The following is a 14,263-nucleotide window of genomic DNA, read 5'->3' as shown; positions in this document are numbered from 1 at the left end:
CCATGCGCATTGCCGTCGGAGGCATTCACATCGAGTGCAGCACCTATAATCCCGTATTGAACGAGGAAAGGGATTTTCGCGTTCTGCGTGGCGAGGAGCTGACGGCCGCGCCCTATTTCGCTTTCCTTAGGGATTACGACGGCGAATTCCTGCCGACCATCCATGCCAGGGCAATCGCCGGCGGTCCTGTCGCACGCCATACATACGAGGCCTTCAAGGCGGAGTTTCTGGAGCGTCTCAAACCCCTGCTGCCGCTCGACGGGCTCTATCTTGCCATGCATGGCGCCATGTATGTCGAAGGCATGGAAGATGCCGAAGGCGACTGGATCAGCGCGGCACGTGCCGTCGTCGGCGACGATTGCATGATCTCGGCCAGCTATGACCTGCACGGCAACGTCACCCAGCGCATCATCGATGCGCTCGACATGTATTCCACCTATCGCACCGCGCCGCATATTGATGTCGAGGAGACCATGCGTCGCGCCGTGAAGATGCTGACGGAGAGCCTGAAGACCGGCGTGAAGCCGATCCTGCTTTGGGCACCGATCCCTGTGGTACTGCCGGGCGAACGCACCAGCACGGTCGATGAGCCGGCCAAGAGCCTCTACGATCTACTGCCCGGGATAGACGCCATCGATGGCGTCTGGGATGCCTCGCTGATGGTCGGCTATGTCTGGGCCGACGAACCGCGGGCCACCGCCGCGGCCATCATGACCGGCACGGATCGCCAAGTTCTTGAGCGCGAAGCGAAGCGCCTGGCTCAGGCCTATTGGGATGTGCGTGAGGACTTCGTTTTCGGTTGCAAGACCGGAACGATCGGGGAATGCGTCGCCAAGGCGATTGCCAGCGAGACGGTGCCCGTGGTGCTTGCCGAATCCGGCGATAATCCCACAGGCGGCGGCGTCGGCGACCGCGCTGATGTCCTTGCTGAACTTATCGCCAATAACGCAAAGGGCGTCATTTTCGCCGGCATTGCCGACAAGGCTGCCACGGAAGCCTGCTATGTGGCAGGCGTCGGCGCCACCCTCGATCTTTCGGTCGGCGCATCGCTCGACACGAAGGGCAGCAAGCCCGTGAAAGGCAGCTTCACCGTTAAATTTCTACTTGAGACCGCAGACCCGATCGACGCCCAGGCGGTTGTTTCCATCGGCGGTATCGACCTAGTGCTGTCGGCAAAGCGCCGGCCCTATCACAACCTCTCCGATTTCACGCGCCTCGGCCTCGATCCGCACAAGGCCAGGATCATCGTCGTGAAGTCCGGCTATCTCTCGCCGGAATTGGCGCCGATCGCCAATCCGAACCTGATGGCGCTTTCGCCGGGGGTCGTTGATCAGTTCGTCGAACGCCTGCCGCGGCTGCGCAAGCAGAAGCCAACCTACCCCTTCGACAAGGATTTCGATTTCACGCCCGAGACGGTAGTCTCGGCGCGCGCTATCAGTCGCTGAGCTCCAAAGCCGGCAGCGGTAGGTCGGGCAAAACTCTTCCGGAATAGCACGCGGGCGGCACCGTTTTACGGTCCGCTTTTGTGCGTCACGCACAAACATTGTGCATTGCATAAATTGCACAAAAAAGAGCTTGACGGCAGGGTTGCGTTGAACTTCTATTGAACCAATTCGAAATTGGTTCACTCCCCACTATGGCAATCAGCAGCCTTCCGGAGAATTCGATCTACGCCCTGGAAAAGCTCAGAGGGCTTTTGAATTCGGCCGATCTGCCGGCAGACGGGAAGTTGCCGACGGAACGGGTTCTGTCGGAGACATTGGGCGTCAGCCGTCGTGCCATCCGGCGAGCGTTGGAGGTGCTGGAGGCCGAAGGCCGCGTCTGGCGGCGCCAGGGCTCGGGAACCTATGCGGGGCAGCGCCCGGACGGCTGGAGCGAGCATGTCAGTTCGCTTGTCGCCCGCACGGATCTCATGGAGGTCATGGAGGTTCGTCTGCGCATCGAGCCGCAGCTGGCCCAGCTGGCGGCCATGCGCGCCAAGCCCGATGACATCGATCGCATGTATGAGCTGACCAAGAAAATCACCGCCAGCGACGATGCCGACAGTCGCGAGCTCTGGGATGGCGCGCTGCACCGGCTGATCGCCGAGAGTGCCGGCAATCAGTTCTTTCTGACCATCTTCGACGTCATCAACCATGTCCGCCAGGACGAGGCATGGCAAACCATTCGCGAATTGGCCCGCAGCATCAACAAGACGCGCCCGATCTCCTATGCCCAGCACATGGCGATCATCGATGCGATTGCGGCGCGCGACCCGATGAAGGCCGCCGAAGCCATGCGTAAGCACCTTCTAATGCTTCAGGAAAGCTTGATCCGCATCACGTCGCTCGATGCGCGACAAGCACAGGAACCGCTGACCGAAGAGGTAGGCTGACCAAAAGCTCTGCCCGCACCAGACAACGACCGGAGAGGAAACCGGTCGAGACTGCAAAAAACGAAAATCATAATTCATAATCAGGAGAACAAGATGAAGATCGCCAAATTCCTGACATCGCTTGCCGCCGGCGCATTGATCGCGCTGCCGGCTTTCGCTGTCGAGCTGAAGATCGGCCTGCAGGACGATGCCGACGTGCTGGATCCGGCCCAGTCGCGCACATTCGTCGGCCGTATCGTCTATACCGCCCTTTGCGACAAGCTGGTCGACGTGACGCCGGATTTGCAGTTCGTGCCGCAGCTCGCCACATCCTGGAAATGGTCGGCTGATGGCAAGCAGCTGATCATGGAACTGCGTCAAGGCGTAAAATTCCAGGACGAGACGCCGTTCAACGCGCAAGCGGTGGTCGATAACATCCAGCGCTACCAAACGATGCCGGAATCGCGCCGCAAGAGCGAGCTCTCCTCCGTCGCCAAGGTCGAGGCATCGGGCGAATACGAAGTCACCTTTACCCTGAAAGCGCCCGATGTCACTCTGCTTGCCCAGCTCTCCGACCGCTCCGGCATGATGGTCTCGCCGACCGCGGCAAAGGCGACCGGCGCCAAATTCGGCGATCATCCCGTTTGCTCCGGTCCGTTCAAATTCGTCGAGCGTGTGCAGCAAGACCGCATCGTACTCGAAAAATTCCAGGACTACTGGAACAAGAACACCATCTTCATCGACAAGGTGACCTATCTGCCGATCCCCGACACGACGGTTCGCCTCGCAAACCTACGCTCCGGCGATCTCGACATGATCGAGCGCGTCGCCGCATCCGATGTCGGCACGGTGAAGGGTGATCCCAATCTCGTTTATGCCGATGCAATCGGCACGGGGTGGCTCGGCGTCTATGCCAATGTCGGCAATGGTGCGCGCGCAGACAATCCGCTGGGCAAGTATAAGCGCCTGCGCCAGGCCTTCTCGCTGGCGATCGACCGCGAAGCCGCCATGCAGATCGTCTTCGACGGCACCGGGCTTGCCGGCAATCAGCCCTTTGCACCGAACAGCCCCTGGTACGATAAGGACATTCCGGTTCCTGCCCGCGACATCGACAAGGCCAAGGCATTGGTCAAGGCCGCCGGTTTCGATCGCATCCCCGTCGAACTCGCCGTCGCCAACAATCCGGTCTCGATGCAAATGATGCAAATCATTCAGTCGATGGTTGCCGAAGCCGGTTTCGACGTAACCTTGAAAACCACCGAATTCGCAACGCTGCTTGATGCGCAGTCGAGCGGCAACTACCAGCTCAGCCGCTCCGACTGGTCCGGCCGCTCCGATCCCGACGGCAATATCCAGCAATTCGTGACGACGGGTGCCGGCCTCAACGATTCCAAATACACCAATCCTGAGGTCGACAAGCTGCTGCTCGAGGCACGCCAGTCGCAGGACACTGCGGTGCGCAAGCAAAAATACGATGCGGCCGAAGCCATCCTCAACGAGGATCTGCCGATCATCTTTCTCGGTCATCAGGCCTGGATCTGGGCCTACAACAAGAAAGTGACCGGCTTCGCGCCCGCCCCGGACGGTATGATCCGTCTTGCCGGCGTGAAGAAGAGCAACTGAGCCAAAAACGCCATGCGGGCGCTCTCCCCGCATGGCATTTCCGGCATTCGATATGCGCGGCGAGGATCTGCCCATGTATAGCTATATCGGAAAGAGGTTGCTCGTCGCCATACCGACGCTGCTGATCATTTCGATCTTCGTCTTCTCCCTGCAGAAGCTCCTTCCGGGCGATCCGGTGCTGGCCATGGCAGGCGAGGAGCGCGATCCGCAGGTTCTTGAGCTGCTTCGCGAAAAATACCGGCTGAATGACCCTGTCATCTACCAATATGGCTATTGGCTGCAGGGCGTCGCGAAGGGCGATCTCGGCGTTTCGCTGCGCACCAATCAGCCGGTCTTGACGCTCATCGCGGAAAAGCTGCCGGTCACCATCCAGCTCGCCGTCATGTCGATGATCTTCGCCTTCGCCATCGGCATTCCCATGGGCATCCTCGCAGCGGTGAAGAAGAATACGCTTATCGATTTTCTCGCCAATATCGTCGCCCTCTGCGGCTTGTCCGTGCCGAATTTCTGGCTCGGGATCATGCTGATCCTGCTGATTTCGGTGAAGCTTCACTGGCTGCCCGCCTCCGGATACCAGCCGTTCTTCGAGGATCCCTGGCGCTCGATCCAGACCATGCTGATGCCCGCCTTCGTGCTCGGCAATGCGCTCGCGGCCACGCTGATGCGGCACACCCGCTCTTCGATGCTGAGCGTGCTCAGCGCCGACTATATCCGCACGGCCCGCGCGAAAGGTCTTTCCGAAGCCGCCGTCGTTTTGCAGCACACCTTCCGCAACGCCATATTGCCCATCGTCACCGTCAGCGCGCTGCTATTCGGCGAGCTGCTGGCCGGCGCGGTTTTGACCGAGCAGATCTTCACCATCCCAGGCTTCGGCAAGCTGATCGTCGATGCCGTCTTCAACCGGGATTACGCGGTGGTCCAGGGAGTCGTGCTTTGCACGGCTATCGGCTTCATCGCCATGAACCTCATCGCCGACATTCTCTATGTCCTCCTCAACCCGCGCATGAGGGCAGCGCTATGAGTACGATCGTACAGACGGCCGTAGCCGCGCCCTCGGCCAAGCGCGCTCCCAACCGCGCCTGGCGCAAGTTGAAGGCCAATAAGGGAGCATTGGTCGGGCTCGCCATCATCCTCTTCTTTGCCGTGCTCGCCGCGCTGGCGCCGATCCTGCCGATCGCCGATCCCATTGCCACCAGCTGGTCGGCGATCCGCAAGGCGCCATCAACAGCCCATTGGTTCGGCACCGACGATATCGGCCGGGACATTCTGTCCCGCATGATCTGGGGCGCGCAAGCATCGTTGATGGCAGGCATCTTTTCTGTCGCCATTGCGGTCGCCATCGGCGTGCCCTTCGGCCTGATCTCCGGCTACTACGGTGGCTGGATCGACCAGATCATCTCGCGCATCACCGAAGCCTTTCTGGCCATGCCGTTCCTGATCACAGCCATTGCTCTTGCCGCCTTTCTCGGACCGAGCCTCACCAATGCGATGATCGCGATCGGCCTTTCGGCAACGCCTGTCTTCGTACGGCTAACACGCGGTCAGGTGCTCGCGGTCAAGACGGAGGAATATGTCGAAGGCGCCCGCTCGATCGGCCTGCGCCACTTCAGCATCATCACCCGCTATATCCTGCCGAACGTCTTTGCGCCCATCCTGGTGCAGGCAACACTCACCATCGCGACCGCCATCATCGCCGAGGCCAGCCTCTCCTTCCTCGGGCTCGGCCAGCAACCGCCGGCTCCGAGCTGGGGCTCGATGCTCAACGTCGCCAAGAATTATCTGGAACAGGCGCCCTGGATGGCCATGTGGCCGGGGGCCGCCATCTTTCTCGTCGTGATCGGCTTCAACCTCCTCGGCGACGGCCTGCGCGATGCGCTCGACCCGCGCGAAGCATGAATAAACTGAAAGGATGCCCCCAATGACCGCATTCACCACACGCCCCGAGATCCTCGGCACTTTCGGCGTCGTTACGTCAACGCACTGGATCGCCTCGGCCGTCGGCATGAGCATTCTCGAAAAGGGGGGCAACGCCTTCGACGCCGCCGTCGCGACCGGCTTCGTGCTGCAGATCGTCGAGCCGCATCTTTGCGGACCGGGCGGCGATATGCCGGCTATCCTCTATTCGAAGAAAAAGGACAAGGTCGAGGTCATCTGCGCCCAGGGACCGGCGCCGGCCGGAGCGACGATCGAGCACTATACGAGCGAGGGGTTGAAGCTGATCCCTGGCGATGGCCTGCTCGCCACCGTCATCCCCGGCTCCTTCGACGGCTGGATGCTGATGCTGCGCGACTATGGCAGGCTTACGGTCCGCGATGTTCTCGAGCCGGCAATCCGCTATGCCGAGAACGGCCACCCCATCCTGCCCCGCGTTTCCGCCACCATCGCGGGACTTGCCGATTTCTATCGCAAGGAATGGCCGACTTCCTATGAGGCCTGGCTTCCCGGAGGCTCCGCCCCGGAACCTTGGTCCAACTTCAAGAACCCGGTTCTTGCCGAAACCTGGAAACGTGTCGTCGCGGAGGCGGAGGTGAAGAGCGGCCGCGAAGCGCAGATCGAGGCGGCACGCGATGCCTTTTATCGCGGCTTCGTCGCGGAGGCGATCGACAGCTATGTCGGCAAGGCCGAAGTGATGGATGCGAGCGGCCAGCGCCACAAGGGCGTCCTGACGGCTGATGACATGGCCAATTGGTCCGCCACCGTCGAGGAGCCGCAGACCTACGACTATCATGGCTGGACCGTCGCCAAGATCGGCCCGTGGGGCCAGGGACCGGTCTTCCTGCAGACTTTGTCGCTGCTCAAGGGTTTCGACCTCGCTGGCATGGATCCGGCCGGCGCGGACTTCGTCCACACGATCACGGAGGCCATGAAACTCGCCTTTGCCGATCGCGAGGTCTATTACGGCGATCCCAATTTCACGACCGTACCGCTCGATACCCTGCTATCGGACGCCTATGCCGATGAGCGCCGCAAGCTCATTTCCCCGGAGGCCTCGCTTGCGTTGCGCCCGGGCAAGCTGCCGGGCTTCGAAGACCAATACGATCTCACCATGAAGATGCTCGAAACTCCGGAAGCCAAGGGCGGCGCGGTCTACGAGCCCACCATGTCGCACCTGACCGAAAAGCGCGGCGATACCGTGCATATCGACGTGATCGACCGTGAGGGCAACATGGTCTCCGTCACCCCTTCCGGTGGCTGGCTGCAGTCCTCGCCGATCATTCCCGGTCTCGGCTTCTGCCTGAATTCGCGTGCGCAAATGTTCTGGCTGAAGCCGGGCCTGCCCTCTTCGCTTGCTCCGGGCAAGCGGCCGCGCACGACGCTGACGCCGACGCTTGCGCTGCACGAGGGCCGGCCGACGCTCGCCTTCGGCACGCCGGGCGGCGATCAGCAGGAGCAATGGCAGCTTTCCTTCTTCCTGCGCTATGTTCACCACGGACTGAACCTGCAGGAAGCGATCGATAAGCCGCTGTTTCACAGCACGCATTTCCCCAGCTCCTTCTATCCGCGCACCCGCGAGCCCGGCGGCCTGACGGCGGAGGCCAATTTCAATACCGAAGTGCTCGATGCCCTCCGCAGGAAGGGCCATCAGCTGACCGTCGCACCCGAATGGACCGTGGGGCGGCTCACCGCAGCACGGCGAGATAAAGATGGCCTCTTGCGCGCTGCAGCAACACCGCGTTTGATGCAAGCCTATGCCATTGGGAGATAGAGCCGATGACCTGGTCGATCGTTGCCCGTGAGCCGGAAACCGGCCATCTCGCCATTGCCGTCGCCACCCGCTTTTTCGCGGTCGGCAGCATCGTGCCGCATATTCGCGGCGGCATCGGCGCCGTCGCGACGCAGGCCTTCGCAAGCCCGCTCTACGGCATCGACGGACTTGCGATGCTCGCCGCCGGTCATACACCGACCGAGATTCTGCAAGCGCTGAGTGCCCGCGACGAAGGCCGCGAGCAACGCCAGTTCCATCTGATCGACAGCAAGGGCAACAACGCCGCCTTCACCGGCGCCAAGTGCATCGACTGGGCAGGCCATCTTGTCGATGACAATGTCTCGGTTGCCGGCAATATGCTGGCGGGTCCACAGGTGATTGCCGAGACGCTTGCGACCTACAGGAAGACCAAGGGAAAGCCGCTGGCCGAGCGGTTGCTCGAAGCCATGCGCGCCGGCGAGAATGCCGGTGGCGACAAGCGCGGCAAGCAATCGGCCGCGCTCGTGATTTACCGCGATCAGGATTATGCCTGGCTGAACATCCGCGTCGACGACAGCGCCGACCCGCTCACCGAACTCGAACGGCTCTATGCCGTCGCGCAGGAGCGCTATCTGCACGTCGCCGAAACCATGCCGACACGGCAGAACCCCAGCGGGATGACCGACCGCCGCGAGATCGACGAGAGGATTGCTGCTCTTGAAGCCGCAAGGATCGCCGAGGGTCGTCCTTCGGCCTCCTTCGCCACCGCGCCGGTACCATCATGAACAGCGTCGATTGATGCCCGGCCAGTGCGCAAGATCATAAAAAGGGGACGCCATGACAACCGTTACAACGCAGCAAACCAAACCGGATGCACAGCCTGTTCTCTCCGTCTCCAATCTGACGACCTCGTTTCTCGTCGATGGCCAATGGCGTCAGGTGGTCAAGAACATCTCCTTCGACGTCATGCCGGGAGAGACGGTTGCGATTGTCGGCGAAAGCGGCTCCGGCAAGAGCGTCACCTCGCTTTCGATCATGCGCCTGCTTGCCAGGGGCAGCAGCCGTATCGAAGGTTCCGTCAGGCTCAACGGCCGCGATATCCTTACTCTTCCGGAGCGGGAGATGCGCAGGGTCAGAGGCAAGGACATCGCCATGATCTTTCAGGAGCCGATGACCAGCCTCAACCCGATCTTCACCATCGGCCGGCAGATTTCCGAAGCGCTCACCTGCCACGGCGATATCTCCAAGGCAGAAGCCAGGGCAGAGACGATCCGCCTGCTGGAGAAGGTGCGCATCCCCAACGCAATCTCGCGCTTTGACGAATATCCTCATCAGTTTTCCGGCGGCATGCGCCAGCGCGTGATGATCGCCATGGCGCTCGCCAGCCGCCCGAAACTATTGATCGCCGACGAGCCGACGACGGCTCTCGACGTCACCATTCAGGGGCAGATCCTCGACCTCATCAAGGTGCTGCAGGAGGAGGAAGGCATGTCCGTTCTCTTCATCACCCACGACATGGGTGTCGTTGCCGAGATTTCCGACCGCACCATCGTCATGTATCGCGGCGAGGCGGTGGAAACCGGCAAGACCGACGACATCTTCCATCGCGGCCAGCATCCCTATACCCGCGCGCTGTTGTCGGCCGTGCCGCGGCTCGGCTCGATGAAGGATCAGGCCCAGCCGCTGCGTTTCCCCATCGTCGATATCAGCACCGGCGAGCGCAGCGAACCCAAGGCGCTTGCCGACACCGTCGATCGCGGCAAGACGCCGGTTCTCGAGGTCAAGAACCTCGTCACCCGGTTCGATCTTCGCGGTGGGCTGCTGGGGCGCCCGACCGGCGCCATCCACGCAGTTGAAAACGTCTCCTTCGATCTTGCCCAAGGAGAAACACTGTCGCTGGTGGGAGAATCCGGTTGCGGCAAGTCGACGACCGGGCGCTCCATCATGCGCCTCATCAATCCCAAATCCGGTGACGTTCGTCTCGACGGCTATGACGTGATGAAGCTCGGCGCGCTCGATCTGCGCCGCATGCGCCGCAGCATCCAGATGATTTTCCAGGACCCCTTCGCCAGCCTCAACCCGCGCATGACGATCGGAGCGGCGGTCGCCGAACCCTTCATCGAGCATCGTCTCGGTTCACGCGCGGAAGCCCGCGAAAAGGCCGCCGATCTTCTGGAGCGCGTCGGCCTCAAGGCTGATATGATGGGCCGTTACCCCCACGAATTCTCGGGCGGCCAGCGCCAGCGCATCTGTATCGCCCGCGCACTCGCCCTCGATCCGAAGGTGATCGTTGCCGACGAAAGTGTCTCGGCGCTCGACGTGTCGATCAAGGCGCAGGTCTGCAATCTGCTGATGGACCTGCAACAGAGCCTCAATCTATCCTATCTTTTCATCTCGCATGATATGGCCGTGGTCGAGCGCGTCAGCCATCGCGTTGCGGTGATGTATCTCGGCGAAATCGTCGAGATCGGCCCGCGTGCCTCGGTGTTCGAAAACCCGCAGCATCCCTATACGAGGAAGCTGATGGCGGCAGTGCCCGTGCCGGATCCGTCGCGTCGCGGCATCAAGCGCAATCTGGGCGTCGACGAGTTGAAGAGCCCTGTGCGGCCGGTCGGATACATCACGCCGACGCGACACTACCGTGAAGTGTCGAACGGCCATCTGGTCCGGATGGAGGAGGCCGCCTGAGCAGGATTTTGACCTTGACGGCCGTCAAATCCAGGCAAATATCGGCATCCTATTTTCCATCTCACTTGGAGTGAACGAAATGACCGACAACGTGCTCGATATTCCGGTAAAGAAGATCGACGGCAGTGATACGACGCTCGCCGATTATCGCGGTAAGGTCATCATGGTCGTCAACGTCGCCTCCAAATGCGGGCTGACGGTGCAATATGAGGGGCTGGAAAAGCTTTACGAGGACAAGCGCGACGAAGGCTTCGTCATTGCAGGCTTCCCGGCCAATGATTTCAAGGGCCAGGAACCCGGCACGAACGAGGACATTCTGAGCTTCTGCACGCTGACCTATGACGTGCAGTTCCCGATGTTTTCCAAGATCGCTGTCACGGGCGAAGAGCGGCATCCGCTCTACGACGGCTTGATCGCCTCCGGCGTCGAAACGACCGGCGACGGCCCGATGCGCGAACGCCTGGCGAAACACGGCCTTGAGACCGGCCAGGACGGCGGCATCGTCTGGAACTTCGAAAAGTTCCTGATAGGCCGCGACGGCAAGGTCGCCGCCCGCTTTGCACCTGATGTTACGGCCGACGATCCGCGCTTGCTCTCCGTTTTGGAAAAGGAGCTGGCGCGCGCCGGCTGAAGCAACTCGCGCGTTTCCAAAATAAGGCATTACCTCAATAGGCTGCACCTTTTCCAAGGCTGCAGCATGAGGCCTGCTCAGCCGTATGACGTAATTGCCTCCCCTCCCGCCCGAGAGTATGTTTCGGCTTCCGTATATATCTGGACGGAACGCTGCATCAATTCTGATGGGAGGATGTCATGCGCGAACCTGATATGCAGAAACTCGATGCCCTAGTCGGACGCCTGGTCGGCGATCTCGGCGCGGCGGTTTCGGGTGTGTTGGTAACGCTCGGAGATCATCTGGGCCTGTTCAAGGCCATGGCGGACGGAACACCGATGACTTCGGCTGAGTTAGCCGACAAAGTCGGCGTGAAAGAGCGCTATGTGCGCGAATGGCTTTCGGCTCAGGCGGCGGCCGATTATGTCAGCTATGACGACAAGACCGAGCGCTTCCACCTGACGCCGGAACAGGCGATGGTGTTTGCGGAGGAAAACAGTCCCGCCTTCTTCACCGGCGCCTTCGATGTCGTTCAATCCATGTGGCTTGACGAACCGAAGATCGCCAATGCCTTCAGGACCGGCAGCGGCCTCGGCTGGCATGAGCACAGCGCCTGCCTGTTCCGCGGCACGGAGCGTTTCTTCCGGCCGGGCTACAACAGCCATCTCGTCTCGGAATGGATACCGGCGCTGAAGGGTTTAGAGGAAAAGCTTCAAGCCGGCGCCGCCGTCGCCGATGTCGGCTGTGGCCATGGCGCCTCGACCATCCTGATGGCGGAAGCCTATCCAAACTCGACCTTCTTCGGCTTCGACTATCATCTTCCCTCCATCGAGCGAGCGAAAGCTGCGGCGAAGGAAGCGGGCGTCGACGGTCGCATCACCTTCGAACAGGCGAGTGCCAAGGACTTCCCGGCTGCCGGCTATGATCTCGTGACGATGTTCGATTGCCTGCACGACATGGGCGATCCTGTCGGCGCCGGCAAACATGTCAAGGACAGCCTTACCGACGACGGCACCTGGATGATCGTCGAGCCTTTTGCGCATGATTGCCTGAAGGACAATCTCAACCCGGTCGGCCGCGTCTTCTACGGCGCATCGACGATGATCTGCACGCCGGCCTCGCTGTCGCAGGAAGTCGGGCTGGGTTTAGGCGCGCAAGCCGGCGAGTTGAAACTGCGCAAGGTCGCTATGGATGCGGGCTATTCGCATTTCCGAAAGGCGACCGAAACGCCGTTCAATATGGTCTTCGAAGTCAAGGCATGAAAATGGCGCCGCGCGCTCCGCAGAACGCGCGGCGCCATCTGATCTTTTATAGACGCTGCCCGTCTTCGCCGAACAGCGACGCGAGCGCCGGCTGGAAATAGACCGGCTGCTCGCTTTCGAGCGCAACCTCCTCGTCGGCATCGATGCGCACCGATATGGTCTCGTTGCCGACCTGGCCCCAGATCAGATTGTCCGAGCCCATCGGCTCGACGATGCTGAAGGTCGCCGGCAGATTCGAGGCACGATCGCTGGCGAGCGTGAACTGCATCTGTTCCGGCCGCACGCCGAGCGTTGCCGTACGGCCCTCCCCGGGCGTGCCGGAAAACTGGTAGCCGTTGAGATCGATCGTGCGGCCATCGGTCAGCACGAAGGCAGGCAAGCCGTTGTTGCTCGTCACCTTCCCCGACAGGAAGTTCATGGAGGGCGAGCCGACGAAGCCCGCCACGAAGCGATTGACAGGGCGACGATAGATTTCCTTCGGCGTGGCGAACTGCTGGATGACGCCGCCGCTCATGACAGCGATACGATCGGCCAGCGTCAGCGCCTCGATCTGGTCGTGCGTGACGTAGATCATGGTGGAGCCGAGGCCGCTATGCAGGCGCTTCAGCTCGACGCGCAGTTCGGTTCGAAGCTTGGCATCGAGGTTGGACAGCGGCTCGTCGAACAGGAAGACATCGACGTCGCGCACCAGGGCGCGGCCGATGGCGACGCGCTGGCGCTGGCCGCCGGACAATTCTCCCGGCCGCCGCTTGCGCAGGGGGTCGATCTGCAGGATCTGCACGGCGCGGTCGACGCGCTTGGCAATCTCCTCCTTCGCCATGCCGGCGATGCGCAGCCCGAAGGAGAGATTTCCTTCGACCGTCATCGTCGGATAGAGCGCATAGGATTGAAACACCATGCCGATACCGCGATCCTTCGGCTCCTCCCAGGTGACGTTCTTGTCGCCGATCCAGATCTGGCCATCGCTGATATCGGTGAGGCCGGCAATGGCATTGAGCAGGGTCGACTTGCCGCAGCCGGACGGACCGAGCAGAACGATGAACTCGCCCGACCTCACCTCGAGATTGAGCGATTTCAGGACGCCGACGCTGCCGAAACCGATTGCAAGTTCGCGAATGGAAACATTGGCCATGAACTATCCCTTGACTGCGCCGGCGGTGATACCCCGCACGAACCAACGACCCGAACCGAAATAGACGATCAACGGAACCAGGGCGGTCAGAATGGTTGCCGCCATGTTGACGTTGTAGAGTTTCTCGCCCTGGGTGGAGTTGACGATATTGTTGAGCTGCACGGTCATGGGGAAGTTTTCCCGGCCGGCGAAGACGACGCCGAACAGGAAGTCGTTCCAGATACCGGTGACCTGCAGGATCCCCGCCACCACAAGGATCGGAATGGACATGGGGATCATCAGCCGGAAGAAGATCTGCCATAGCCCCGCGCCGTCGATGCGGGCAGCCTTGAACAGCTCCATCGGCAGGCTGGAATAATAATTGCGGAACAGCAGCGTCAGAACAGGCAGGCCGAACACCGTATGGGTGATGATGATGCAGGGCAGCGTCGAATAGATGCCGACATCGCGATAGATGAGAACCAGCGGATAGATGAAGACCTGGTAGGGAATGAAGGCCCCCAGCAGGAGGATGGCGAAAAGGACATTCGAGCCCCTCACCCGCCAGAAGGAAAGCGCATAGCCGGTCAGCGACGAGATGAAGATCGACAGGATCATGCTCGGAATCAGGATCTTTACCGAGTTCCAGAAGCCGACGCTGATACCGCCGCATTCAAGGCCGGTGCAGGCCGTGCTCCACGCCTGCACCCAGGCCTCCGTCGTCCACATCAGCGGGAAGGCAAAGATATTGCCCTGCCGGATCTCCGGCATGGATTTGAACGAGGTGACGAGCATCACATAAAGCGGCAGCAGGAAGAACATTGCCGCCATGACGAGAAAGGCGTAGAGGCCGATGCGCCCGGGAGTAAAGTGCTGCGGTTTGCGCCCGGTCGGGCCCTGCATGGCGGCTGCGACGGAAGATGGCATCGTC

General features: G+C 61.2%; 12 protein-coding genes. 10 read left to right on the top strand and 2 right to left on the bottom strand.

The features are described from left to right. Window positions 1–2: 2 nt before the first annotated feature. From AB8B29_RS20965 to AB8B29_RS20920, 10 genes are all read left to right on the top strand, one after another. Complete coding sequence (locus tag AB8B29_RS20965) at window positions 3–1,445, top strand: M81 family metallopeptidase (RefSeq protein ID WP_037192421.1); 1,443 nt, start codon at window positions 3–5, stop codon at window positions 1,443–1,445. A 191-nt stretch (window positions 1,446–1,636) separates the two neighbouring features. Next, a complete protein-coding gene (locus AB8B29_RS20960; protein ID WP_037192424.1) occupies window positions 1,637–2,374 on the top strand; it encodes a FadR/GntR family transcriptional regulator in 738 nt (245 codons plus the stop codon). Window positions 2,375–2,467: 93 nt separating this feature from the next. Then, window positions 2,468–3,976 (top strand): ABC transporter substrate-binding protein, encoded by a 1,509-nt coding sequence (locus AB8B29_RS20955; RefSeq protein WP_037192426.1) that lies wholly within the window; start codon window positions 2,468–2,470, stop codon window positions 3,974–3,976. Between the two features lie 73 nt (window positions 3,977–4,049). Beyond that, the gene (locus AB8B29_RS20950) at window positions 4,050–4,997 is read left to right on the top strand and encodes an ABC transporter permease (protein ID WP_037193196.1); all 948 of its coding nucleotides are present in this window, start codon (window positions 4,050–4,052) and stop codon (window positions 4,995–4,997) included. Then, a complete protein-coding gene (locus AB8B29_RS20945) occupies window positions 4,994–5,872 on the top strand; it encodes an ABC transporter permease (RefSeq protein ID WP_037192429.1) in 879 nt (292 codons plus the stop codon). Before AB8B29_RS20950 ends, AB8B29_RS20945 begins: the two co-directional genes overlap by 4 nt. 22 nt (window positions 5,873–5,894) lie before the next feature. After that, window positions 5,895–7,682: a gamma-glutamyltransferase family protein gene (locus AB8B29_RS20940; protein WP_092573576.1), complete on the top strand. Its 1,788-nt coding sequence runs from the start codon at window positions 5,895–5,897 to the stop codon at window positions 7,680–7,682. 5 nt (window positions 7,683–7,687) lie between these two features. Next, complete coding sequence (locus AB8B29_RS20935) at window positions 7,688–8,446, top strand: DUF1028 domain-containing protein (protein WP_037192433.1); 759 nt, start codon at window positions 7,688–7,690, stop codon at window positions 8,444–8,446. 52 nt (window positions 8,447–8,498) lie between these two features. Then, window positions 8,499–10,349 carry an ABC transporter ATP-binding protein gene (locus tag AB8B29_RS20930; protein WP_037192435.1) on the top strand — a complete coding sequence of 617 codons (1,851 nt, stop codon included), beginning with the start codon at window positions 8,499–8,501 and terminating at the stop codon, window positions 10,347–10,349. A gap of 79 nt (window positions 10,350–10,428) precedes the next feature. Further along, complete coding sequence (locus AB8B29_RS20925) at window positions 10,429–10,980, top strand: glutathione peroxidase (RefSeq protein WP_037192437.1); 552 nt, start codon at window positions 10,429–10,431, stop codon at window positions 10,978–10,980. 179 nt (window positions 10,981–11,159) lie between these two features. Continuing rightward, window positions 11,160–12,221 carry a class I SAM-dependent methyltransferase gene (locus AB8B29_RS20920; RefSeq protein WP_037192440.1) on the top strand — a complete coding sequence of 354 codons (1,062 nt, stop codon included), beginning with the start codon at window positions 11,160–11,162 and terminating at the stop codon, window positions 12,219–12,221. Window positions 12,222–12,267: 46 nt separating this feature from the next. Here AB8B29_RS20920 and AB8B29_RS20915 read toward each other — a convergent pair whose 3' ends face one another. Then, window positions 12,268–13,353, bottom strand: a complete 1,086-nt coding sequence (locus AB8B29_RS20915) for an ABC transporter ATP-binding protein (protein ID WP_037192442.1) — start codon at window positions 13,351–13,353, stop codon at window positions 12,268–12,270. A gap of 3 nt (window positions 13,354–13,356) precedes the next feature. Further along, window positions 13,357–14,259, bottom strand: coding sequence for a carbohydrate ABC transporter permease (locus AB8B29_RS20910; protein ID WP_037193198.1), 903 nt, complete (start codon window positions 14,257–14,259; stop codon window positions 13,357–13,359). Window positions 14,260–14,263: the final 4 nt, after the last annotated feature.

This window comes from Rhizobium sp. 11_C7_N12_5 (assembly GCF_051811145.1).
In the GTDB taxonomy this organism is placed as follows: Bacteria; Pseudomonadota; Alphaproteobacteria; order Rhizobiales; family Rhizobiaceae; genus Rhizobium; species Rhizobium lusitanum.
This window is presented reverse-complemented; position numbering and strand designations above follow the sequence as displayed.

Bases quoted from the DNA above. Each gene is read 5' to 3' on its own strand.
- AB8B29_RS20965 (WP_037192421.1), top strand. From the start codon at position 3: ATGCGCATTGCCGTCGGAGGCATTCACATCGAGTGCAGCACCTATAAT.
- AB8B29_RS20960 (WP_037192424.1), top strand. From the start codon at position 1,637: ATGGCAATCAGCAGCCTTCCGGAGAATTCGATCTACGCCCTGGAAAAG.
- AB8B29_RS20955 (WP_037192426.1), top strand. From the start codon at position 2,468: ATGAAGATCGCCAAATTCCTGACATCGCTTGCCGCCGGCGCATTGATC.
- AB8B29_RS20950 (WP_037193196.1), top strand. From the start codon at position 4,050: ATGTATAGCTATATCGGAAAGAGGTTGCTCGTCGCCATACCGACGCTG.
- AB8B29_RS20945 (WP_037192429.1), top strand. From the start codon at position 4,994: ATGAGTACGATCGTACAGACGGCCGTAGCCGCGCCCTCGGCCAAGCGC.
- AB8B29_RS20940 (WP_092573576.1), top strand. From the start codon at position 5,895: ATGACCGCATTCACCACACGCCCCGAGATCCTCGGCACTTTCGGCGTC.
- AB8B29_RS20935 (WP_037192433.1), top strand. From the start codon at position 7,688: ATGACCTGGTCGATCGTTGCCCGTGAGCCGGAAACCGGCCATCTCGCC.
- AB8B29_RS20930 (WP_037192435.1), top strand. From the start codon at position 8,499: ATGACAACCGTTACAACGCAGCAAACCAAACCGGATGCACAGCCTGTT.
- AB8B29_RS20925 (WP_037192437.1), top strand. From the start codon at position 10,429: ATGACCGACAACGTGCTCGATATTCCGGTAAAGAAGATCGACGGCAGT.
- AB8B29_RS20920 (WP_037192440.1), top strand. From the start codon at position 11,160: ATGCGCGAACCTGATATGCAGAAACTCGATGCCCTAGTCGGACGCCTG.
- AB8B29_RS20915 (WP_037192442.1), bottom strand. From the start codon at position 13,353: ATGGCCAATGTTTCCATTCGCGAACTTGCAATCGGTTTCGGCAGCGTC.
- AB8B29_RS20910 (WP_037193198.1), bottom strand. From the start codon at position 14,259: ATGCCATCTTCCGTCGCAGCCGCCATGCAGGGCCCGACCGGGCGCAAA.